Source organism: Mesorhizobium waimense (assembly GCF_003601975.1).
GTDB lineage: Bacteria > Pseudomonadota > Alphaproteobacteria > Rhizobiales > Rhizobiaceae > Mesorhizobium > Mesorhizobium waimense.
Window position 1 is genome coordinate 114458 of sequence record NZ_QZWZ01000003.1, and the last position, 22438, is coordinate 136895.

Genomic DNA, 22438 nt, shown 5'->3' on the forward strand with positions numbered 1-22438 from the left:
ATGCCAAATCGTTCAATCTCTACCAAATCGTATAACCGCAATCCACAACCACGACCGCGCCGGTCATGGCGCTCGAGGCATCCGAGGCGAGGAAGAGAATAGGCGCAGCAATCTCGTCCGGACGCGCAACGCGCTTCATTGGCGTCATCTCCATCCACACCGGCATCAGTCTGTCGTCGGTGAAGCCGCCGCGCGACATGACCGTATCGACATAGGTCGGCGCCACGCAGTTTACCCTGACGCCGCGATCGGCCCATTCTCCGGCAAGGCAGCGTGTCATGTGGTGCACGGCGGCCTTCGCCGAATTGTAGTGCACCTGGCGTTGCGGCTTGTTTGAGATCAGCCCGGACATGGAACCGAGTGTGACGATCGAGCCACGGCCGCGTTCGAGCATGGGTCTGGCGAATTCCCGACAGGACCAGTAGGCGCCGTTCAGGTCGACGTCGACCACTTTCAGCCATACCTCGTCGCTCATCTCCTCGCTGCCTGTGTCGGGCCAGGCGATGCCGGCATTGGCGATGAGGATATCGACCGCGTGACGCTCGTTGGCGGATCGCGCAGCCGCGGCAACGGACTTCGAATCGGTCACGTCGAGCTGTACCGCCTCGACGTCGTGCCCCTTCCGCTTCAGCTCGTCACGTCCTGCCCCCAGCACCTGCGGATCCATGTCCGATATGATGACCCGAGCGCCGGCCTCGGCGAGCGCTTCAGCCGTCGACAGGCCAATGCCGCGGCCACCGCCGGTGATGAAGGCTGTTTTGCCGTTGAGGCGGAACCGTTCGAGAAACATGGAATTTGTCCTTCAGGCGTGTTGGAGGGTGGGGCCGGCGTCGGCGTGGCGATTGCGTCCGAGAATAAGCAGGCAGCCGGCGGTGAAGCTGTCGCCCAGGCCGAGCGTCGTCACGGGCTTCTCCACATAGGGAGACGCGCAGGCAACGAAGGTCCAGCGCCCCTTTCGGACAGGTGTCTGGAAGGGAAGCGGATGGAACTCGGCCGTCGGCGCGATCGCGATGGTTCGTGCGGGTTCCCCATTCGCTGCCCTGGCGCTGGCGATCGCGCAGCCTGCCATCAGCGCGCGTTCCTCTTCCTTCGGATCGTTCAGGGTCACGGCAGCGGCCCATGTGTCGGCATGCACGCAGACCCGCTCGAGATCGAGCCGCTCGCCGAGCGCCACGAGAGCCTCCATGGGATGATGGGCGGACGGCCTCATGGCGAGCAGTTCGGAATGGCTCATTCCGAGCGAGGTGATCGCGCCGTTTGCATGGGAAAAAAGCTCCTCGACTGCCTGCTGCGTCGCATAGCCCGCCAGCTCGAAATGGATCGTCCTGAGACCGGCTGCCTTCCAGTCGCGGCTGAGCGCGAAGACGTGCCGGCTGGCAGCGCCGACATTCTCCACCGCCTCGTCGTTCAGTCCCGAAAGAAGCCCGGCTGCGGCCGACGGCGCCAACCGGCGCGACATGGTCTCGAAATCCTTGTCACGCTGAATGCCGCGGTCGCGGAAGCGGATGATGACACGCGACGAACGGGTCGGCATGACGGCGCCGATCGCGTGGCCGGCCGTGAATTCGAAGATGAAAATTTCGGGGATGTGTGGGCCAGCGGCCGATACCGCGTCCGCCGTCCTGAGCGTGCCCCCTTCCGCCAGTAGAACGCCGGCCGGGATCTTACGCAGCATTGCCGCATAGCGATCCTCGATGGCGACCAGCGAGCGGACACCAAGTTGCCCCAGCACCCAGGCCGCCTGAGGACCGGTACCGCCCAGCGCATAGCGCAGCGGCAGCCGTTCGCGCAGCCATGCCGGGCCTTGCGGCCAGTCGAACCGTACCTCGCCGCCCACTCCGCGCGCAGCACGGGAAAGAAGGAGATCGGCAAGTTGCGCCGCGGGGCTGCCGGCGGACGCGTCCAGAAGCGGCTGCATGTCGTGCATCTCGACCCGCGCATCGATGCATGCGCTGATGCCGCACAGGAAAAGGCCCGCCGACGAAAGGGCGTCGGTGCCAAGCGGGCCGGACCTTGGATCGATCAGGGCGGAATAGCGCTCTGCGCACGATGCCGCGAAACCATCGCTCATGGCCGCGCTCCTCCTCACCTGGCGACGCTGCCAATTGCTATCATTATCTTCCAAATCGTCAATGTGAATTTTGCCGCCTCGCGCCAAAATTGCGTAAATGTGCCATCGCAAAACCTCATCGTTGGGCGTTGCAGCAAGAAATTTTGTGCAAATGCTCAAATTTCTCCATTTGTTAGGAAGTATGAATTTTATGTTGTAAAAACATATAGTTACTCCACGTCGAGCTCGCGGTGAATGACACAAACCCGGGCACCTGGCTGCCAGGCAGCTCGCATCGGCGCGGAATTAGAAAGAATTAGATAGCTATTGACAGATTATGAGAAATATCTGCATATGGCGACGAGCCTGGAACGGCGAAGGAAGCGCGCCGACAGCGGACCCCGCACAAACATTTCTACCGAGGAACATCCATGGTCACGAGACTCGACAGGAAGCTGGCGAACATCCGCGCGGGCTTCTACAAGCCGACCGATTTCATCATTGCCGATGCCAAGGACAGCGATGTCGGCGCCGGCGTGACCGCCACGGGCTTCGACTATTCGGTCAAACCGCCGCGCCGCCGCAGCCGCCAGGAATTCATCGCCCAGATCGAGGCAATCATCAAACAGGACATCGTCGACCTCATGCTGGTGTCGCAGTCCAACCTCGACCTTCTCGACGAGCGCGGCGCCTTCTTCGGCAGCGAAATGAAGCCGGCGATCCGCGGCAATCTGGAAACGATGTGCTGGGGCGCCGTGCGCCACGGCACCTACACGCAGAAGCCCTCCGTGCCCTTCCGCGACACCAATCTGTCGCGCGCCATCGCCGGCTATCCGGCACGCGGCACGGACCTCGCCCTCTATTCGGTTTCCTTCAGCAACGATCTCGAACTCGACATCCGCACGCTGAACGCCTTCGCCGAATTCCGCGCCGAGGCGGCCCGCACCAATTTCAAATATTTCTATGAGGTCTTCAATCCGAGCGTCGAGATCGGCCTCAACCGCGAGCAGATCGGCGAGTTCGTCAACGACCACATCATCAAGTCGCTGGCGAGCGTGCCGAAGGCCGAGCGCCCGCTGTTCCTGAAGACGCCCTACAACGGGCCGAAGGCGCTGGAGGAGCTCGTCAATTTCGACTCCGAGCTGATCGTCGGCGTGCTCGGCGGCGGCGCCGGCACCACGCGCGACACATTCGAGCTCGTCGCCCAGTCGGAGCGCTACGGCGCCCGCCTCGCGCTCTTTGGCCGCAAGATCAACCTCGCCGAGGCGCCGCTTCACCTCATCGTTCTGATGCGGGCGGTCGCTGACGGCACGATCGGCCCAGAGGAAGCGGTGCGCGCCTATCATGGAGAGTTGCAGAAGCTCGGGCTGACGCCGAACCGCCCGCTCGCGGACGACCGGGTGATCACCGAAGACGTGTTGACGGTCGCGACCGCCAAGGCCGCTTGAGCCGGGTAGCGATGGCGACCAGAGGCCGTCACGCCCAGCGATGGCGGCAGGAGCCGTCACGCTTTGAAAGTGACCCTTCAATGGGTCGCCGCGCCCGCGAGTAGGAGGCTCGCGACGCGCATTACGTGGGAGAAAAAGGGAGGAATATGATGAGGAAAATTCTGTTTCTTGCGACGACGATCCTCGCCGCCGCTCTTTCCGCTGCCTCGGCGAATGCCGAGCAGAAAGAGGTGACTGTCTGGTCCTGGTTCGTCCAGAGCACGATGGCCAAGTCGATTGCCGCCTTCGAGAAGGCCCATCCGGACATCAAGGTCAAATATACCTATTACAACTACTCGCCCGAATACATCACCGCGCTCAAGGCGGCGGCGGCCTCGGGGAGCCTGCCCGACGTGATCGGCCTGCAGCCGGGTTCGCTCACCCAGCAATACCGCGAAAATCTCGAAGCGGTGAACGAACGCGCCGCCAAGCAGTGGGGCGACAAGTGGGCGGAGAAGGTCTTCCCCGTCAACCGCAAGCAGATGCTGATGGGCAATCCGAAAGGCAACGAAAACTATTACATCATCCCCCAGGAATCCCAGGTTCTGTGCATCTGGTACAACCGCAAGATCTTCGAAAAGCTCAATCTTTCGGCGCCAAAGACCTATGACGAGCTGAAGGCGGCGGCCAAGGCGCTGACCGACAACGGTTATATCCCGATGTTCCAGGGCGCGGCCGACGGCTGGCAGAACGAGAACGTCTTCCTCATGCTCGCCAACCAGTTCTCGCCGGGCATAGTCGACAAGGCCCAGGCCGGCGAATCGCCCTGGACGGCGCCGGAACTTGTCGCGGCCATGAAGGCCTGGAAAGGTCTCTTCGACGACGGGATCTTCCAGCAGGGCGCGCTCGGCGCCCATGCCTATCCGACCGGCGCGCAGCTGTTTGCACAGGGCAAGGTCGGCATGATGGCGCTCGGCTCCTGGTGGATGCAGGAAAGCAAGTTCCCGCCGCCGCTGTCCGAATTCGTCCAGAACATGGACGGTTTCGACTTCTTCTACCTGCCCCCGGTCAAGGACGGCAATTCCGCCAGCCCGCCCGTCGGTGGCATCGACATCGGCTACGGCCTGACCAAGAACGGCGGCAAGAACCCGGAAGCCTGGACCTTCCTTGCCGAACTCACCAACGGTGTCGGCCTGCAGGAAGCGCTGAACGACCTCAACGACCTTCCGGCCTTCGAGGGCAATTCTCCCAAGGGCGACATCACCGATCACGTCAAGGAGATGTCGGCCCGCTTCATGGCGGACCTTCCCAAGGCAGAAAACCAGCGCTTTGCCTCGCCGGCAGTCGCCGAGGCGCTCGACAATGCGCTTGCCGGTGTCGCTGCTGGAAGCATCGAGCCGGAAGCGGCACTCGCCGCCGTTCAGGCGGCTAACGAGAAGGCTCTTGCCGCGAAGTGAAGCGGGACGAACGACCGGGCGCGAAAACGCGCCCGGTCCCTTTTTGGTGTAAAGTGGCGAGCATCATGAGCGCAGAGGCCATGCGAGCCGGATCCGTCACAACGGCGGTCGAACGGCGATCGGCATCGAGAGCTTCGAGGCTCTATCTTTTCGCTCTGCCGGCGACGTTGCTCTTCGTCGTCTTCATCGCCTATCCAATTGTCTGGGTCGCCGGGCAGAGCTTCTACGCAGGCACGGCCGATCGCGGAACGGTTTTTGCCGGACTTGCCAACTACACGACCGTCCTTAGCGATCCGACCTTCTGGACCGTGGTGCGCAACATGTTCCTGTGGGGCATCATCACCATACCGGTGCAGATGCTGATCGGCGGGCTGCTCGCCTATTTCATCGAGCGCCACACCCATGCGCTCCGCGGCTTCTTCCGCACCATGTTCTTCCTGCCTGTGGTGACCTCGGTCTCGGTCATCAGCCTGGTGTGGGTGCAGATCTACGCGCCCTACTATGGCATCGCCCAGGAATATCTGAAGCACATCGGCATCGTCATGATGACATCGCCGATCGGCGACCCGAAGACCGCGATCTATGCACTGATCGTCGTCAACATCTGGCAATGGACCGGCTTTTCGATGCTGATGTACATCGCCGGCATCGCCAACCTGCCCAACGAAGTGCTCGATGCCGCCCGCATCGATGGCGCCAGGGGGTGGCGGCTTGCCGTGCATGTCATCGTGCCGATGCTGGCGCCGGCGACGAAATCGCTCTTGCTTCTCGGCGTCATCGGCACGCTGCAGACCTTCCCGATCGTGCACCTGATGACCGGCGGCGGCCCGAACCGGGCAAGCGAGGTCTTCGGCACCTTCATCTTCAAGCAAAGCTTCGTGCTGGGCGACACCGGCAGCGGGGCAGCCCTCTCCGTCATCGTGCTGGTGATCGCGCTCGTTCTGTCATTGATCCAGATCGCGGTGCTGGGCGCCCGCCTGTCGCCCGCGGGAAAGCAGGACCCATGATGGCACCGCTCGTCCGCAACCGCATCCGCGGCATGGTCATCCATGCGGTTCTCTTCATCGTGCTTGGCTTCTGGATGGTCCCGCAGGTCTACATGCTGTCGATCGGGCTGCGCACCCCAGCGCAGGCCTTCGACGCCCAGCTCTTCACCTGGCCGGTGACCTTCGACAACTTCGTCACCGTGATCAGCGACAATCCGCTGGGGCTGATCTTTCTGAACAGCCTGATCATCACCGTCGCGACGGTGGCGATCGTGGTCGCGGTCTCTTCGCTCTTTGCCTTCGCCTGCGCGATCCTGAGGCTAAAGGGCTCGATCTTCCTCTACACGACGCTGCTGACGACCTTGATGGTGCCGCTCGCCTCGATGGTCCTGCCTTTAGCCATCCTGCTCAAGAACTTCGGCTGGGTGAACACCTATATCGGCCTCATCCTTCCCTATGCGGCGCTCGGCGTGCCGTTCGCCATGGTCATCCTGAAGTCCTTCATGGAGGATGCCCCGCGCGAGCTCTTCGAAGCGGCGCGGGTCGATGGTTGCAACGCCTGGCAAACCTATTGGCACGTGGCCTTGCCGCTGGTGCGGCCGGCCCTGGTCTTCGTCACCATCTGGCAGTTCATCGTGACGTGGAACGAGTTCTTCCTCGCCCTCATCGTGCTCACCAGGAGCGAGATGAAGACGCTCACCATCGTGCCGATGCAGTATTCCGGCCTCTACATGGCCAACCCCGGCGCGCTCTTCGCGATCCTGACGCTGATCGCGCTTCCGCTCATCCTCCTCTATGTGCTGGTGCAGCGCGCCTTCGTGCGCGGCCTGCTCGCCGGCGCGGTGAAAGGCTAGGCCCATGGCGACGCTCTCGATCGACAAGATCACCAAGGCCTTCGGCCACACCACGGTGATCCCGGAACTGTCGCTAACCATCGAGGATGGCGAGTTCTGCGTGCTGGTCGGCCCATCCGGCTGCGGCAAGTCCACGCTGCTTCGGATCATCGCTGGGCTCGAGCCCATCAGCTCCGGCCGCATCCTGGTCGACGGCGTCGATATGAGTGGTGCCGAGCCACCGGAACGAGGCGTGGCCATGGTGTTCCAGTCCTACGCGCTCTATCCGCATATGGATGTCGACCGCAACATTGGCTTTGGCCTGAAGATCGCCCGGACGCCTGCCGCCGAGATCGTCGAACGCGTGGGGCGTGCGGCCGAGAAATTGCGGCTCGGCTCCTATCTGAAGCGCAAGCCGCGAGAGCTTTCCGGCGGGCAGCGCCAGCGCGTCGCGATCGGCCGCGCCATGACGCGGAAGCCGAAACTTTTCCTGCTCGACGAGCCACTCTCCAATCTCGATGCGGCGCTGCGCGTCGGCATGCGCGTGGAGATCGCGCGGCTGAAGGTGGAACTCGCGTCGACCATGGTCTACGTCACGCACGACCAGGTGGAGGCCATGACGCTTGCCGACCGCATCGTGGTCATGAACAGCGGGCGCATCGAACAGGTCGGCACACCGCTCGACCTTTACCACCGGCCGGCCAATTTGTTCGTTGCCGGCTTCATCGGCTCGCCGGCGATGAATTTCCTGAACGGCAAAGTGGTTGCCAGTCGAGGCATGGTCACGACCGTCGCTCTTTCGATGGGTCCGACGCTGGACATTGCGGTCGAGCGGCATATCGAACCCGGCGACAGCGTCACGCTCGGCATTCGGCCGGAACATATCGCGCTTGCGGGAGAAGGACAGGCCAATGCCCATGTCGTGCAGGCTTCGATGGTCGAATTGCTCGGCAGCGACACTTTCATACATGCCAATGAGGGGGAAGAAAGCCTGGTCATTCGCGACAGCCACGGCCGGATCGCAAGGGCGGGCGACCGCGTCGCGATCTCGCTGCCGGCACGCGTCTGCCACCTCTTCAACAGTAATGGGGACAGAATTTCCGATGCCACCGCGGCGCATGCGGAGCCAGTTCCACTCTCCCCCGAAGAACGCGTCGACTGAATTAAAGCAATACGGCAAATCGATGGGCGTTGGACATCGGACGTCGTGGATTGCCCGGCACAAGCTCAAACAAGGACGAAGAGGAAACCATGACGGATTTTCAGGGAAGAAACATCCTGGTGACCGGCGGCAGCGGCGGTATCGGCGGCGCCACGGTGCGGCACCTGGTGCGGGCGAATGCCAAGGTCATCGCCGCCGGACGCTCTCGCGAAGCGCTCGATGCGATCGCCAAGGAAACGGGCTGCCGCACGGTGACCTTCGATCTCGCCTCGGAAGACGAGATTCGCGATGCACTCAAAGGCCTCGACCTCTGGGGCGTGGTCAATTGCGGCGGTTTCGGCGGCGAGATCGCGACGCCGATGGACACCGACATCGCCATCTTCGACAAGGTCATCACCATCAATGCGCGTGGCGCGCTGTTGGTGACCAAGTATGCAACGCAGCAAATGGTCCGCATCGGCAAGGGCGGGGCGATCGTCAACGTCTCCAGTCAGGCAGCGCTGGTGGCGCTCGAGGGGCATATTTCCTACGGCTCCTCGAAGGCGGCGCTCGAAAACATCACGCGCTGTTCGGCTCTGGAACTGGGCAAATACGGAATCCGCGTCAACAGCGTCAACCCAACGGTGGTCATGACGCCAATCTCGTCGGGCCACTGGAGCCAGCCGCATGTCGCCGAACCTTTTCTCAAGCAGATGCCTCTCGGCCGATGGGCGACAGAGGACGAAATCGCCGGCCCGATCGTGTTCCTGCTCAGCGACGCGGCCTCGATGATCACCGGCATTTCGCTGCCTATCGACGGCGGTTATACCTGCCGATGAGGCCCATCGAAGGCTGATCCACGGGACAGGGACCGTTGGCCATCGCCATGATTAAGGCTGCGCATCATCAATGGATGATCCGGCCCTGGCGGCGGCTGACTTGCGGCGGCGCGAGTGGTGTTCCGCTTCAGCATATTGGCTTCGAAGACCGCGACCCAGTTGAGGTCAAGCCATACATTATTCACCGTGATGATGAGAGTTCCAGCGTTTCCAAATTGGACGCGTCCAACCTTGTGGGTGATGGTTTGCCCAGAACGCCTCTGCTCTTAACGCCACCATGTGGAACCGGTGCGCGGGCTGCGTGCCTGCCGATCGATGAGCAGACATCGATGGCTGTCGGGACGCGCGATCGGACCCACGCTGGAGCGGATGTCGATTTTCGGGCTGGCAGGCAGAAGGCACTGCTTGCCCAGGCGAAGTTGAATAAAGAGTTGGTCGGCTCCCGTAAGAGTTGCCTTTCGACCAAGGAGTGATCGATGAAATCGGCTTTCCGGTACCTGATGTTCGCCGCGGTTTTGCTGTCGCCAGGGGGGATGGATTCAGTCCAGGCAGCGGACGTTCCAATGCCACTCTTTGTTGCGACGCCCCAGGAACTCTCCATCACCCGGAGCGCATCCGAGACGACTGGCGTGTCCCAGGTCAGCGGCCAGAGCGCCACGGTGCTCCATGGGGATCCGATGAAGCCTGGATTGTATACCGTGTTGCTGCGGCTCGAGCCGCACAAACGCATCATGCCGCTGTCGCACCCCGATTCCCGCTTCGTGACGATCCTATCGGGAACCTTCTACGTTGCGTTTGGCGACACATACGACGAAACCAAGCTCAAGGCCCTTCCGCCGGGTGGCATCTACACTGAACCGGCCAAGGCAAACCACTTCGGCGAAACGCGCGACGAGCCAGCCATCGTCGCGATCACCGGCTATGGGCCGAGCGGCACCACCTATGCCGCGCCGACGACACCCCATACCGCGACCAAGTAGGCCCGATGGCGACGACTGGCAGTCTGGACAGCGGTATGCGGTCCCGACCAAACCACTGACGCCCCAGAAACCCTCCATCGGCGGCAAGGATGCCAAGGCTTTTGTGGTGATCATCCCTGACCGCGACGCAGTTGCAGGAACCAAGTAAATTTGGCCAGATCGGGCTAAGAGGAGGCCATCGCCGCACGCCATCTGCGCGCGCCCTCGCGCCGGATGGTCTCGGGCGCGCGTGCGGTCTCAGCCTGAGCCACCTTGGCGACTGCGCCCATTTCCTGAACATCAATCTTAGGATACATGCAGGGCATGACGCTCAGAATGATAATGCTCGACGCCAAGCCGCTCGGCGCGGCGGATGTCGCCGAGATCGCACGTCGCAACGCCCGCCTGGTGTTGGGCGAGGAGGCGATGCGCCGCATCCGCGCGAGCCGCGCCGTCATCGAGCGTCTCACGCAACTCGGCAAGCCGATATACGGCGTCACCACCGGCCTCGGCGCGTGTGTCGACACGCCGCTTGCGCAGGCCGATCTGATCGCCTTCCAGCATAGCGTGCCGCTCAGCCACAGCATGGGCATCGGACCGGCTCTTCCGACCGAGGCGGTGCGGGCAATGATGGTGGCGCGCATCTCGGGAATGGCCGCGGGCGGCACCGGCGCCTCCGAGCGTGTGGTCATGGGCCTGGTGGCGGCGCTGAACGCCGGCGTGCACCCGGTCATCCCAGCCTGGGGATCGATCGGCGCGGCGGACCTTGCGCCTCTCGGCCATATGGCGAGGGCGCTGCGCGGCGACGGCGAGGTGGAGTTCCACGGCAAGGTCATGCCATCCGCCGAGGGGCTGGCACTTGCCGGGATCGAGGCGCTCGACTTGCGCGAGAAGGACGGCCACGCCATCATCGTCGCCAACAGCCTTTCGACCGGAACGGCCTGCCTCTACCTCGAAGACGTCGCTCACCTCATCGACTGGTCGATGGCCGCGGTGGCGCTCAACTACGAGGCATTCCGCTCATCGCTGACGGCAATCGACGAGGACGCGCTGTCGGCGCGACCGGCGTTCGGCCAGCGCGAGATCGGCGCGCGCCTGCGGGCCGAGCTCGAGGGAAGCGGGCTGTGGAAGGAGAATGCGGCGCGGCGCATCCAGGACCCGCTCAGCTATCGCTGCGTGCCCCAGGTCTGGGGCGGCCTGCTGCACGCGTTGGAACAGGCAAGGCTGGCGACGGAGATCGAACTGACCCATTCGGGCGACAACCCGGTGATCCTGTTCGCTGCCGAACGGGTCATCTCGAACGGCAATTTCGACCTCACGGCGTTGACGCTGGCCTGGGAACAGCTCGGCCAGGCTCTCGCGCATTGCGCAGTGGGCACCGCCAACCGCTGCATGAAGCTGATGTCGCCGACGGTGGCGGAACTGCCGCGCTTCCTGTCGGCCAGGGGCGGCAGCCGCCAGGGCTATGCCGAATTGCAGAAACCGATCGCCGGCCTGGAAGCCGAGATCCGGCATCTGGCCAATCCGATGTCGCTCAGCCCGCTTGCCGTTTCGGACGGTATCGAGGATCAGTCGTCGATGGCGCCGCGAGTGGTGGCCAAGACGGCCGAGATCATCGAGCGCCTGCGCTATCTGGTTGCGATGGAACTGATCTTTGCGGCGACGGGCGTGGAGCTGCGCGGCGTCGTCGACAGTATGGGCGAAGGGCCGCAACGCACCTATGCCACCGTGCGCGCGCTCGTCAGCCCGCTCGACGACGACCGCGAAATGAGCGCCGACATGACGCGGGTTGCCCGGATGGTGGCTGGGCCTCGGTGCTGAGCCGGCGTCCTAGTAGACCTTGAAAGCGCCCGCATCCGCTCGTGCATCCACGTCGGTGATCAGCATGTGCCCAGGCGAAACCGTGATCGAGATCGCGAGTTCGGCACGAGCAAGAGCGTCCTGGGCGGTCAGGCTGCTGGCCCAGAATACCGGGACCTCCCCTGCCATGATTTCGACCGCATCGCCCCAGTCGGGAGCCATCACATCCCTTATTCCGATGATCGATGGATCTCCGACATGGACGGGAGAGCCGTGGGCATGAGGGAAGCGTGCAGTCAGAGCGCGTACCTTGTCGACGTCGCATCGTCTTGTCGGGCGCATGGAGACAACCATTTCGCCACCAAATGGTCCGACGTGGGATGTCTGGATCCTGGTTCGAAATTTGGGGGAGGCTTTGCCGTAGCCGATCCGGCGGAGCTTCACGCCCTTTTCAGCAAGCGCAGTCTCGACGGTAAGCCAGCTGCCGAGCGCAAAAGCGGCAAAATCATCCCGCCACAAGTCGATGATGTCCGTTTTCCGACGGATCACTTCCCCGAAGCAGTAGATATTATACTGAGGCGCATCGGTTCGGATATCGATATCACCGAGGGCTGGAAGCAATGGGCTGCCGGCACGGCTCACGGCCACCAAAGGACAGGGTTTAGGGTTGCGGACGCAAAACTGATGGAAATCGCTGGCAAACCTGCGGGGCACAATCACAACATTGGCTTGCAGCTTACCGCGCGCAAGCCCTCCCGTGTACCCTTCATAGGCACCCGTCCTAACCAGTCTGCGCAGCTTATCCGCATCGACCAGTCGTAAATTGTCATAGATCAATGCGGTGGTCTGGCGAGCCATGGCCTTCGGGAGTATGCACTTTTACAGACACGTCGGGAGGGCGTAAGATCATCGGCGGGTCACCCGCTTGTCAAATTGTCAGAATCTTTCATCAACGATAAATTGTATTTATTGGCCGGCCAACAGAGACTGCCGTTATCATTAGCGTTTGCGAATAAATCTTTTGGCCTCATTGGCATGTGCGGCAGCCGATCGCTTCTATCTGGCGACCTGCCTCGTGCAGAAAACCGAGGTCGCGGTTCATATAGAAGAGCAGGAAAGCCGCGTAGAGGACAAAGACGAGGCTGAAGACCAGCGTCTTCACGACCAGCGAGAGCGCAAAGACATTCAGGTGCGGCGAGGCGCGGGCCAGGAAAGCCAGCACGATGTCGGACAAGAGCATGCTGATGACGAGCGGGAAGACAAGGGTCAACGCCATCATCAGGATGCGGTTCAGCAGACCGAGGAAGATTTCGGCTGCATCCTTGCTGAACACGGGCAGAAGTTGGTCGATCGGCCAAAGTCCGTAGCTGTCGTAGAGGCTGGTCAGGGAAAGTTGCAGGCCGCCGGCTGCCAAATAGAGCGTGACCATGATGACGGCGAGCAATGTGCCGGTGGCACTTGTCTCATGCGTCATCATCGGATCGATCAGCGTCCCCATCGTGGAACCGCGCTGCAGGTCCAGTATATCGCCCGCGGCCTCCGCCGCCCAGAACGGTATGCCCATTGCCAGCCCGAGTGTTACCCCGACCACGACCTCCTTGAGCATGTAGAGCACGATCATCGTCGTCGTGATGTCGGTGCTCGTCAGTTTGTTCACGATCATCGGAAAGACCGGAACCGCCAGCGCCAGCGCCACGCCGTTGCGCAGAAGTCCGGATAGCGGCACGCGCGAAAAGAGCGGCATCAGCAGCATGAAACCGGTCATGCGTGCGAGCGCGAAAGCGCCTGCCAGAAGATAGAACTGAAGCTCTTTGACCGACGTGAAGAGTGGTTCGACCGGCATCCGCGTGCCTCAACGCGTGACGATGGGGAATTCGTCCAGCGCCGTCGAGGCCTGCTCGGCGATCTGCTGGCCAAGCAGCGGGCCGAAGACGATGATGACCAGCAGGATCACGACCAGCTTGATTGTCTGCGGCAGCGACTGATCCTGGATCTGCGTCAGCGCCTGGGCAAGGCCGACAAGGATGCCGACGGCCAGCGCTGCGATGATCGCCGGGCTGGACGCGAACAGCACCGTCAGAAGCGCGCTTTGGACCTTCGCCAGGATGAAGTCATTGCTCATGCAAAACCCCCAGCGTCAGCCGTAGCTCAGGATGAGGCCATGCATCAGCCGCGACCAGCCGTCGATGGCGACGAAAAGGAACAGTTTCAGCGGGATCGAAATGAGAACCGGCGAGACCATGATCATGCCGAGCGTCATCAGGACGTTGGCGACAACGATATCGATGATGAGGAAGGGAAGATAGAGCAGGAAGCCGATCTCGAAGGCACGGGTAAGCTCGGATGCGACAAAGGCGGGAACAAGGATCGACAGATCGTCGTCCTTGAGATTCTGGCGCGCCTGTTCAGGCCACAGACGGGTCGTTCCATCGAGAAAGAACTGCCGCTCCTGCGGCTGGGTGAATTTCATAAGGTGTCGCTGCAATGGTTCCCTGACCAGTTGCGCCGCCCTGGCGAGGTCGTCCGTGGTCTGGAACTGGACCTGCCCTTCCTGAAGCCGGCCCGACATCTCGCTCAGCAACGGCGTGGTGACATAGACGGTGAGCACGAGCGCTATGCCGTAGAGCACCAGATTGGGCGGCATCTGCTGGACGCCGAGCGCGTTGCGGATGAGAAACAGCACGACCGAAATCTTCAGGAAGCCGGTCATCGTGACGACCGCCAGCGGCAGCAACCCGACGACGCCGACGGCGATCAGGATCCCAAGCAGATTGGGCGAATTCTCAAGCATTGTCGAACATGCGGACTATCCGCACGCCCAGGCTTTCCCCGATCCGTACGATCTCGCCACGGCCGACACGCTTGCCGTTGGCGATGATGTCGACAGTCGCCTCCTTCACCTCGGCGAGCGCAACGACAGCGCCGGGCGCAAGCTGCCTTACTTCGCCCAGAGGCATTGCCGTGCGGCCGATCTCGAAGGCAAGCTCGACCGGCAACTCGTCCAGGGTCGATTCTTCCAAAGTCTGGCCGGCCCGCGGCGGCGTGTTCTGGTTCATGGTCCACTCCCAATTCGATCCAGCGATTGCAGTCGGCGCGGCAAGCAATTGCGGCCCGCCTTCAGTCAAGGCCACTGGCGCATAAAAGCGCTCGGCAATGATGAGTGCCGCCATGCGTTCTTCTTCCGCATCCCGGAAAAGCACCACATCGTCAGCCTGCAGGCTTCGAAGCTCGCCAAGGGTGATCGCGAGCGCGCCACGCCGAAGGCAGACCGGCAGCGGAAACTCAGCCGGGATCGGTGGCCTCGCCTTGCCGATCTCGTCGAGGAGGTGGCCGATCCGCACCGCCAGGCCGGCGTCATTCGTGTTCAAGACGCAGTCTATCGTTTCATTCTTGCCGGTCAGGACAAAGGCGAATGGGGGTTCGCCCGAAACGGCATCTGCCTGTTCGACCGAGATGATCGTGATCCTCTCGCCCAGCTTGCCCTCGATCCATTCGAGATCACCTTCTAACGCGGACTCCAACAGCAATGCGGCGTGAGCGGGTGCCAGTCGTTTCATGTCGACCAGTTCGTCCGCCCTGGCGAAGCCCCGTTCGACAAAGGAAAGCGGCAGGTGCAATTTGCCCGCACTGTCTCCGACCGTGAACGCGATGGTCCACAGCCGCTGGTCCTCAGGGTTCGGCGCCGGCCAGACGGCTGCGATCGCCATGGTCTTTCCCGCAATCGTGATCTCGGCGGGAGCACGGCGGCGGTAGAAGGCGTTCAATGCCGCAAAGTCCCCGGACGCTACGGATTCCAATTTCAGCCGCTCGCCAGCGCGCGACCGTGTGGCCGCACGTTTCGCTGGTTTTACCCGCGCTTTCGTTTTTGCCGACGCGAAGGCTTGAGGCATCACATCCATATTCACGATCACGGATTGGGCTATCGTTCTGTAGGCAAGCGCGGTGGGCCGCGCTCCTCTTCCTCGGAAAGCTCGGCAAGCGCCAGGCGACGCCGCGCGGTGCGTTTGGTCAGATGCTCCAACAGGCCGTCCAGCTTCGACACGGCCTTCATGCTCGCGCGATGATCCTTGCGGGCTGCCGACAACTCCACCTTCCGTCGCTGCTCGGCGACGCCGGCCATCTTCTCGCTTTCTCGCAGCTGCTCGGTTTTTCTGGCGGCGATTTCGAACCGTCCCTGAAGCCCGTGGAGGCTGGCCGCCTTTACCGGCTGTCCGACCAGCGCACCGAAGGCTGCATCTTCGGCGTCGACCGTGCGCTGGAGGTGCTCCGTGACGGCAGCGGCCGCCTCCTGCCCCTCCCTTGCGGCCCGGCGCGCGGCGGCGTGTTTTCTGATCACCTCTTCCTTTGCGCGCTCTTCACGGCGGTGTCTGAGGTCGCGCAATCGAGCGATCATGTCACGCTCCTTCATTGACGATCTCCCGCATGCGTTGACGTGTCTTCTCGATGCTCTCGCGCGTGGCGGACGCCTGGCGCAGGAAGGCGTTGATGGCGTCGATCTTCGCCACCGCCTCATCCGCCACGGCATCGCTGCCTTTTTCGTACTCGCCGACGCGCAGGAGAAGTTCGATATCGGCGTAGCGTGCAAGCAGCTCGCGCAGGCGGCTGGCGTCGGCCCGATGTGCCGGCGGCACAACCGCATCCATCAGGCGGCTTCGGCTGCGCAAGACGTCGATGGCGGGGAAATGGTTGCGTTGGGCAAGTTCGTTCGACAGGAAGACATGGCCATCGAGAAGCGCCTGAATTTCCTCGGCGACCGGATCCAGCGTGCCGTCGCCTTCCAGAAGAACGCTGTAGAGGCTGGTGATGGAACCGACGCGGCCGGGGCCGGAGCGCTCGAGCAGACGCGGCAAGACCGCGAACAGCGAAGACGGAAAACCGCGACGCGTCGGCGGCTCGCCCGAGGCCAGGCCGATCTCGCGCTGCGCGCGGGCAAACCGCGTTATGTTGTCCATCGCAAGCAGCACGTGCTTGCCCTGGTCGCGAAAATATTCGGCAATGCTGGTCGCCACATAGGCGGCCTTGACGCGCTCGATGGCAGGCCGGTCGGAGGTCGCGACGACGACGATTGCCCGCTGCCGCCCTTCCGGTCCAAGCTGATGCTCGAGGAATTCGCGCACCTCGCGCCCGCGCTCGCCGACAAGGGCGACTACGGCAACATCGGCATCGGTGCCGCTGACGATGTCGGAGAGCAGGATCGACTTGCCGACGCCGGGTTCGCCGAAGATGCCGACGCGCTGCCCGCGCGCGCAGGTGAGCAACCCATCGAGGGCGCGGATTCCAAGCTGGATCGGCTCGGAAATCAAACTGCGCTCGAGCGGAGACGGCGGATAGGCATTGACCGGATAGCTGCCGACAATGCCATCGGGCGCAAGCGGTTTGCCGTCCAATGGCTCGCCGAGGGCGCTGATCACGCGACCCAGAAGGCCGGGCCCGACGGGCACCAGTTGGTCCTTTCCGGTCGCAACGACTTCGGTCAGGCTCGATAGACCGGTCAGATCGCCAAGCGGGACAAGGATCGCCATCTCGTCCATGAGGCCGACGACTTCCGCCTTGGTCGTCTTGCCGGTCCTGGGGTCGACCAGTTCGCATATCTCGCCGATCCGGGCCTCCTCCACGGTCGCGTGGATGACCGTGCCGGTCACCCGCCGCACTCGGCCCTTCCTCGGCCGGCTGGCATCGTCGCGCAGACCGGAACGGAGGTTTGGAATGATGGAGGCCAGGCGGCTTTCGATGTCAGCAACGGGCGCCGTCATGGGACCTTAGCCTTTGACGAAATCGCGGCCGCTATGGCATTGAGCTGTGCGTCGATGCTTGCGTCGACGACGGCAAAGTCCGTCGAAACGATGCAGGCTCCGGCCGCCAGCGCATCGTCGGCATCAATCTCGACCGTCATGCCCAAATCGCTCTCGCGCAAGACCGCGTCCAGCTCATCGCGAACCCTGTCGACGGAAGCGGGATGAACCCGGACTTTCAGATATTTGGCCCGGCGAATTTCAGACACGGCCTGCCTCGCCGCCTTGGCGACAAGCATGCTGACGTCGAATTCTCCCAGCATTCGCCTGACGACGTCGAGGGCAAGGCTGATGACTTCGGCTTCCAGCCCACCAAGATAGCGATCCACCTTGACTGTTGTTTCGCTTACCAGCTGCGTGGCATCCGCATCGCCTCGCGCCTTGCCGTCTTCATAGCCTTGCGCATATTCGGCCGCGTAGGCTCGCCGGGCGGCGTCACGCAACTGTTGGGCATCACGCCTCGCCTCGTCGAGAACGGCGTGTCGGTCTTGCCAGGCGCGGGCATCCGCGGCGCGCAGGATGCGGGCGTAGGGGCGCCTTGGCGTGTCAGTGGTCGCTGTGCCCGGTTCGACCATCACGCTAACCCATCGCCCGTCGGACAAGCGCCGGACCGGCTTCGACAAACGGCTCGGGCGTCTGATCGACAAGCTCGTGCGGCATCAGCTTGAGGCGAACCCGCATGCTGGTCTCGCCAGGCACCGCCTGACACCACGCGCTAAGGCAACTCAGGCCGTCGGCATAGACACGGGAACGCATGTCTTCCAGCTGCTCCAACGGCCGCATTGGACCGGCCAGATCGCGGTTGGCGACCGCGAAAGTGCAGAGATCGGCGCCAAGTGCTGCCTGCAACGCATCGGCCTCGCGTCCGTCAATGACAGCTGCCAGGCTAGCGGCCCAGTAGATCGCGCCCGAGCGAAGCGCGAGTTCCTCCAACTCCTCGCTCGACGACAAGGCGATCGCCCGATCCACCTCGTCGGCCGGTTCATCGACTGCGCAAGAGAGCCCGTAACGCTCCAGCAGAACCTTCGACAATCGCTGATGCAGGCGCGCCGAGTGCAGCATGCGCTCGCAGGCGGCCTCGCTGATCGTGCCGTCAAAGCATTCCGCCAGCCGGGCCGCATCCGCATAGGATGCGGGGTTGGAAATGAACGCCTGCCATTCCGGGCTGGCAGCCTGCTCCGAGCCGGTCTGGGTCATGTCTTCTTCACCGGCATTGCCGAGGCCTCGAGCGCATAGACATCGGGCCGCCGATACCACTGGAGGTAAGCCAGCCGGGCAGCCAGGGCGAGGATGGCCGCCGCCATGCCGTAAAACAGCCACATCGCGGCGGCGACGCTGTCCGGATGCAGCCAAAGGCCGAGGAAGGTTGTGAAGCCTGCCTCGCCGGTTTCCTGCTCGGGGGCCGGCGCGGCGACCGGAATAAGGGTGACGGAGACGTTGTCATAGGTCAGTCCGGCGATACCCTTGGACACCAGCATCTTGACCTGCGGGATCAGCTCATTCATCGGAACGGATGCGCGATGCCGGATGAAGACGGAGGCGGACGACGGCACCAACTGCTGTCTCAGCGGATCGTTTTCGGGCAGGACGAGATGAACACGCGCGGAAAGCACGCCGTCAATGTCCGAGATCGTCTGCGAAAGCTCCTGGCTCAGGCCATAGATCATCGTCGCCCGCTCTTCCACCGGCGAGGACACAAGCCCATCTCTCTTGAATACCTCGCCGAGCGTCTGGAATTCCTGCTTGGGCAAGCCGCTTTCGTCGAGAATCGCCATGGCTTCGGCGAAACGGCCCTTCTGCACGGAAACCGTCATCTTGCCGTCCTTGCCGGCTTCGCGCTGGGCCGGAATCCCGCGACGCATCAGCGTGGCCACGATCTCGTTGGCCTGCTGCTGGTTGAGGTTGGAATACAGCTCCACCGAGCAGGCCTGGAGCACAAGCATACCCATGACAACGAGCGCGACGCGGCACCGGGCGCCGCATCGGCTCAATCGCGTTGACCGCCGCGGCGAGGCTAATCTGGGCACGAACACTCCGCGGCGCCTACTGTTGCTTGATCAGCGTGCTGGTGGACGACGTGACGGCCGTCACGCTGCTCGTCACAACTTCGAGATTGGCTGCCGCCCACATCACCGAAATCGACCGTTCGAGAAGTTGCTCGGCGTTCTGTGCCGGGGCGTCTTCGCCATCTTTGCCTGACGTCTTGTCGGCGGCATCCTGCGTGGCGGCCGTTTCAGCATTCACGGGGACGTTCGCCTGACCAAGGGCTTTCTGGACCTGCTGCATGGTTCCTTCCAGCGACTGAACGGCAGAACCGAACAGAGCCGATGGATCCGTGAACACCCCACCCCCAGACTTCTCTACCTCGGCCAGATAGTCGAAGAGCCTATGTTCGACGATCGGCTCGGTCTTTTCCGATTTGGAGGATTGTCCGGACATTGCCGGATTGGTGCCGGACGATGCCTGCGACACCTGCTGGCCTGCGCGTGTGGCGACATCGCCGCGCTCAGTCGTGTTGACCTTCGCGGCATCGTGTTTTTCCTGGTTGGCGCCCACCATTCGGTTAGCCGGCTGCGCTGTCGCGCCGGCGGTGATCTGTTGTTGCGCGCTTATGCTGGTGGTCAAATTTGCCAGCGTGGCTTCCAGGGCTCCAATCGGCGCGATTTGCATGGTCCTGCCCTCCTGTTTCCTCAGTTCGGTTTGCCGGAGGGGACATTCTGCGCCTCCGCCTGCTTGCCGCGGAAAACGCGGACCGAAACGACCTTGCCCGGCTCCTGCTTCGCGCTCGCCATGGCAGGAACTCCGAGCGTTTTCCTGACGAGTTCGATGTAGGACGGCGGCCCCGATACCGAGACGACGTCGTCCTGCTTGGAAACCTTGATCGGAAACTTCGGATCAAGGACGCCCAGCCGCGAAAGCCGATCTTCCGCGCCGGCAGCCGTATTGGCATCAAGCGGAATCATCTCCGTCTGGACTTCGGCTTCGGTCGCGACGTTCATGACGATGCCGTCGAAATGCCAGACCAGCCCGTATCGATTGCAAATCTCTTCCAGAAACTCATGGGCCGTTCCGACCGGCATGCCGGCGCTGAGGCGCCCTTTTACAAGCTTGCTGACACGCATCGGCACCCGCACGTTGCGGCCAAGCTCGACCAGCGCGTCTGTCACCGACTGGTCGACGGTGATGTATTTGTAGGGGCCGGGAGGCCAGTGTGGTTCGGAAGCATAGGCGGGCTGCGCGACAAGGCCGAACGCTAGGACCATGGCGAGGCCGCAGGCGGCAAAGGCAGCCTTTGCTCCCGACAACCGATCCGCGTGGCAGATACCGCGTCCCGTCAACGTCAGTCCTATCGCAAAGGGACGCACGTGCGACGGCACGCGTCGCTTGTCCCATGGTTACCCGCCAATTCACTCTATCGTGGGCATCGTGAAATTGGAAGTCCAATTGGATTGTGCCTGTGTATTCAGTGCCAAATGTTGCGAACAGTGAGCAAAGCGATATGGTGCGCGCTGGAATCAGCTGAGACCGGTCCATGATCACCGGTTCAACGCCAGGATGCAGAAGGGGATGGGTCTCGGTGGCGGTAAGCAAGATCCTGCCTGCGGGCCTGACTGCTGCAGTATTGTTTGCGGCCATGGCGTCGGCACAGGCCCAATCGAACAGCGGCTATGACCCCAGAAGTTGGACTTACGATCAGGCGAGAAATGTGCTGGTCTCCCCTTCGGTTCCCGACCAGACGTCGGACGAAGTAACGCTGCCGGCGTGGTCGGTGATCCCCAGGCAGGTCGTGAATTTCAGCGAGGCTCAGCCAAAGGGATCAATCGTGATCAACACTACGGAGCGGCGCCTTTACTACATGCTGGGGGACGGCAAGGCGCTGCGATACGCGGTGGGCGTTGGCAAGGAGGGTCTGGAGTGGTCCGGTCGCGACACGATTTCGAGCAAGAAGGATTGGCCGGATTGGCGGCCACCGGCAGAAATGCGATCCAGGGAAGCATCGAAAGGCCGCATCCTGCCCACGCGCGTTGCGGGTGGGCCGAACAACCCGTTGGGGGCGCGCGCGCTGTATATCGGCAATACGCTTTATCGCATCCACGGCACCAACCAGCCATGGACCGTCGGACAGGCCAACTCCTCCGGATGCATCCGCATGACCAATGAAGACGTTATCGACCTTTATGACCGGGTAAAAATCGGCGCCCAGATTATTGTCCGGCACTGACTCGTGATCCCTTTCAACATCAAGCAGCTCGAAACCTTTCTCCTGGTGGCGACTTTCGGAAGCTTTCGAAAGGCGGCGGAACGCCTGAACACAACGCAGCCGGCGGTATCCACGCGAATCGCCGGGCTGGAGGAAGCGCTGGGCGCCAAGCTGTTCGAGCGGCAGAGCAGCATCGTCAGGCTGACCGCCGAGGGACAGCGGCTGCTGCCACCTGCTCAACGGGTGCTGCGCGTAGCCGAACGGCTGCAACTGACGGCCAGCTCTCTTTCAGAGACGGCCGGGGTGCTCAGGCTCGGGGTTGCCGAGACCATCGTGCACACCTGGCTTCCGGATTTCCTGAAGGAATTGCAGGTAAACTATCCGCTTGTCGACACGGATATCGTCGTCGATGCGACGACCACCCTTCGCAACGAACTCATGTCCCACCGGCTCGATCTTGCGGTGCTGATGGGGCCTATTCTGGAATACAGCATCGAGAATATCGAGCTGCCATCCTTTCCGCTCGTCTGGGTCTGCTCGCCGCAATTGAAACTGCAGAACCGACGCAAGCTGACACTGACTGATCTGATGCAGTTTCCGATCATCAGCTATGCGCGCACCACCAGACCCTACAGCGAACTTTACCGCAAGCTCACCGGCGAACTGGAAGAGACGCCGCGTATCTTTCCGGCCAATTCGCTGGCCGCTTCCATCAAGATGACACTCAACGGTATCGGCATAGCCTCCCTCCCCGAGGAAGTCGTCCAGGACTACACCGCTAGCGGCCAACTGCGCATCGTCGACTGCGAATGGCACCCGTCCGACCTGCAGTTTACCGCCTCCTACCCTTCCGAACCATCCAATCCGATAGCCGAGCGGGCGGCAAAGCTGGCTGCGTGCGTTGCGCACGCCTATGCCGCCAGAACCGCAAGGCGCAGCCTGTAGACGATCGC

The 22438-nt window shown here is 62.6% G+C and carries 25 protein-coding genes; 11 read left to right on the forward strand and 14 right to left on the reverse strand.

Annotated elements, in window-relative coordinates; all coding sequences use genetic code 11:
- Positions 1 to 19 precede the first annotated feature (19 nt).
- Together D3227_RS05700 and D3227_RS05705 are read right to left on the reverse strand one after the other, a co-directional pair.
- Positions 20 to 790: an SDR family NAD(P)-dependent oxidoreductase gene (locus D3227_RS05700; RefSeq protein WP_120013157.1), complete on the reverse strand. Its 771-nt coding sequence runs from the start codon at positions 788 to 790 to the stop codon at positions 20 to 22.
- Positions 791 to 802: 12 nt separating this feature from the next.
- The gene (locus D3227_RS05705) at positions 803 to 2071 is read right to left on the reverse strand and encodes an ADP-dependent glucokinase/phosphofructokinase (RefSeq protein ID WP_120013158.1); all 1269 of its coding nucleotides are present in this window, start codon (positions 2069 to 2071) and stop codon (positions 803 to 805) included.
- A gap of 410 nt (positions 2072 to 2481) precedes the next feature.
- On the opposite strand from D3227_RS05705, the gene D3227_RS05710 reads away from it, so the two are divergent.
- From D3227_RS05710 to D3227_RS05750, 9 genes are all read left to right on the forward strand, one after another.
- Positions 2482 to 3498 (forward strand): hypothetical protein, encoded by a 1017-nt coding sequence (locus D3227_RS05710; protein WP_120013159.1) that lies wholly within the window; start codon positions 2482 to 2484, stop codon positions 3496 to 3498.
- Between the two features lie 149 nt (positions 3499 to 3647).
- Positions 3648 to 4934 carry an ABC transporter substrate-binding protein gene (locus tag D3227_RS05715; protein WP_120013343.1) on the forward strand — a complete coding sequence of 429 codons (1287 nt, stop codon included), beginning with the start codon at positions 3648 to 3650 and terminating at the stop codon, positions 4932 to 4934.
- A gap of 65 nt (positions 4935 to 4999) precedes the next feature.
- Positions 5000 to 5941, forward strand: coding sequence for a carbohydrate ABC transporter permease (locus D3227_RS05720; RefSeq protein ID WP_120013160.1), 942 nt, complete (start codon positions 5000 to 5002; stop codon positions 5939 to 5941).
- The gene (locus D3227_RS05725; protein WP_245451661.1) at positions 5938 to 6774 is read left to right on the forward strand and encodes a carbohydrate ABC transporter permease; all 837 of its coding nucleotides are present in this window, start codon (positions 5938 to 5940) and stop codon (positions 6772 to 6774) included. The genes D3227_RS05720 and D3227_RS05725 overlap by 4 nt, the downstream gene beginning before the upstream one ends.
- A gap of 4 nt (positions 6775 to 6778) precedes the next feature.
- The gene (locus tag D3227_RS05730) at positions 6779 to 7915 is read left to right on the forward strand and encodes an ABC transporter ATP-binding protein (RefSeq protein WP_120013161.1); all 1137 of its coding nucleotides are present in this window, start codon (positions 6779 to 6781) and stop codon (positions 7913 to 7915) included.
- 89 nt (positions 7916 to 8004) lie between these two features.
- A complete protein-coding gene (locus D3227_RS05735; RefSeq protein ID WP_120013345.1) occupies positions 8005 to 8733 on the forward strand; it encodes an SDR family oxidoreductase in 729 nt (242 codons plus the stop codon).
- Positions 8734 to 8768: 35 nt separating this feature from the next.
- The gene (locus tag D3227_RS05740; RefSeq protein ID WP_147377577.1) at positions 8769 to 9206 is read left to right on the forward strand and encodes a hypothetical protein; all 438 of its coding nucleotides are present in this window, start codon (positions 8769 to 8771) and stop codon (positions 9204 to 9206) included.
- 3 nt (positions 9207 to 9209) lie between these two features.
- Complete coding sequence (locus D3227_RS05745; protein WP_120013163.1) at positions 9210 to 9713, forward strand: cupin domain-containing protein; 504 nt, start codon at positions 9210 to 9212, stop codon at positions 9711 to 9713.
- A gap of 303 nt (positions 9714 to 10016) precedes the next feature.
- The gene (locus D3227_RS05750) at positions 10017 to 11513 is read left to right on the forward strand and encodes an HAL/PAL/TAL family ammonia-lyase (protein WP_120013346.1); all 1497 of its coding nucleotides are present in this window, start codon (positions 10017 to 10019) and stop codon (positions 11511 to 11513) included.
- 9 nt (positions 11514 to 11522) lie between these two features.
- On the opposite strand, the gene D3227_RS05755 is transcribed toward D3227_RS05750, so the two are convergent.
- From D3227_RS05755 to D3227_RS05810, 12 genes are all read right to left on the reverse strand, one after another.
- Positions 11523 to 12350, reverse strand: coding sequence for a D-glutamate cyclase family protein (locus tag D3227_RS05755; RefSeq protein WP_120013164.1), 828 nt, complete (start codon positions 12348 to 12350; stop codon positions 11523 to 11525).
- A 169-nt stretch (positions 12351 to 12519) separates the two neighbouring features.
- Positions 12520 to 13335, reverse strand: coding sequence for a type III secretion system export apparatus subunit SctT (sctT, locus tag D3227_RS05760; protein WP_120013165.1), 816 nt, complete (start codon positions 13333 to 13335; stop codon positions 12520 to 12522).
- Positions 13336 to 13344: 9 nt separating this feature from the next.
- Positions 13345 to 13614, reverse strand: coding sequence for an EscS/YscS/HrcS family type III secretion system export apparatus protein (locus D3227_RS05765; RefSeq protein WP_006203901.1), 270 nt, complete (start codon positions 13612 to 13614; stop codon positions 13345 to 13347).
- Between the two features lie 15 nt (positions 13615 to 13629).
- Positions 13630 to 14283, reverse strand: a complete 654-nt coding sequence (gene sctR, locus D3227_RS05770; RefSeq protein ID WP_120013166.1) for a type III secretion system export apparatus subunit SctR — start codon at positions 14281 to 14283, stop codon at positions 13630 to 13632.
- A complete protein-coding gene (sctQ, locus tag D3227_RS05775; RefSeq protein ID WP_167480611.1) occupies positions 14276 to 15256 on the reverse strand; it encodes a type III secretion system cytoplasmic ring protein SctQ in 981 nt (326 codons plus the stop codon). The genes sctR and sctQ overlap by 8 nt, the downstream gene beginning before the upstream one ends.
- Positions 15257 to 15411: 155 nt before the next feature.
- On the reverse strand, positions 15412 to 15900 hold the full coding sequence (locus tag D3227_RS05780; protein WP_120013168.1) for a hypothetical protein: 489 nt from the start codon (positions 15898 to 15900) through the stop codon (positions 15412 to 15414).
- Positions 15887 to 17245, reverse strand: a complete 1359-nt coding sequence (locus D3227_RS05785) for a FliI/YscN family ATPase (RefSeq protein ID WP_120013169.1) — start codon at positions 17243 to 17245, stop codon at positions 15887 to 15889. Before D3227_RS05785 ends, D3227_RS05780 begins: the two co-directional genes overlap by 14 nt.
- Positions 17242 to 17859 carry a type III secretion system stator protein SctL gene (gene sctL, locus D3227_RS05790; protein WP_120013170.1) on the reverse strand — a complete coding sequence of 206 codons (618 nt, stop codon included), beginning with the start codon at positions 17857 to 17859 and terminating at the stop codon, positions 17242 to 17244. The genes D3227_RS05785 and sctL overlap by 4 nt, the downstream gene beginning before the upstream one ends.
- Before the next feature lie 4 nt (positions 17860 to 17863).
- Positions 17864 to 18481: a SctK family type III secretion system sorting platform protein gene (locus D3227_RS05795; protein WP_120013171.1), complete on the reverse strand. Its 618-nt coding sequence runs from the start codon at positions 18479 to 18481 to the stop codon at positions 17864 to 17866.
- Positions 18478 to 19317: a type III secretion system inner membrane ring lipoprotein SctJ gene (gene sctJ / locus D3227_RS05800; protein WP_342633991.1), complete on the reverse strand. Its 840-nt coding sequence runs from the start codon at positions 19315 to 19317 to the stop codon at positions 18478 to 18480. Before sctJ ends, D3227_RS05795 begins: the two co-directional genes overlap by 4 nt.
- Before the next feature lie 10 nt (positions 19318 to 19327).
- The gene (locus D3227_RS05805; protein ID WP_120013173.1) at positions 19328 to 19954 is read right to left on the reverse strand and encodes a hypothetical protein; all 627 of its coding nucleotides are present in this window, start codon (positions 19952 to 19954) and stop codon (positions 19328 to 19330) included.
- 20 nt (positions 19955 to 19974) lie between these two features.
- On the reverse strand, positions 19975 to 20589 hold the full coding sequence (locus tag D3227_RS05810; protein ID WP_245451662.1) for a type III secretion protein: 615 nt from the start codon (positions 20587 to 20589) through the stop codon (positions 19975 to 19977).
- A 227-nt stretch (positions 20590 to 20816) separates the two neighbouring features.
- Between D3227_RS05810 and D3227_RS05815 the strand changes: the two genes are divergently transcribed.
- On the forward strand, positions 20817 to 21506 hold the full coding sequence (locus D3227_RS05815) for a L,D-transpeptidase (RefSeq protein WP_208646339.1): 690 nt from the start codon (positions 20817 to 20819) through the stop codon (positions 21504 to 21506).
- 3 nt (positions 21507 to 21509) lie between these two features.
- Positions 21510 to 22430 (forward strand): LysR family transcriptional regulator, encoded by a 921-nt coding sequence (locus D3227_RS05820; protein ID WP_120013175.1) that lies wholly within the window; start codon positions 21510 to 21512, stop codon positions 22428 to 22430.
- Positions 22431 to 22438 lie beyond the last annotated feature (8 nt).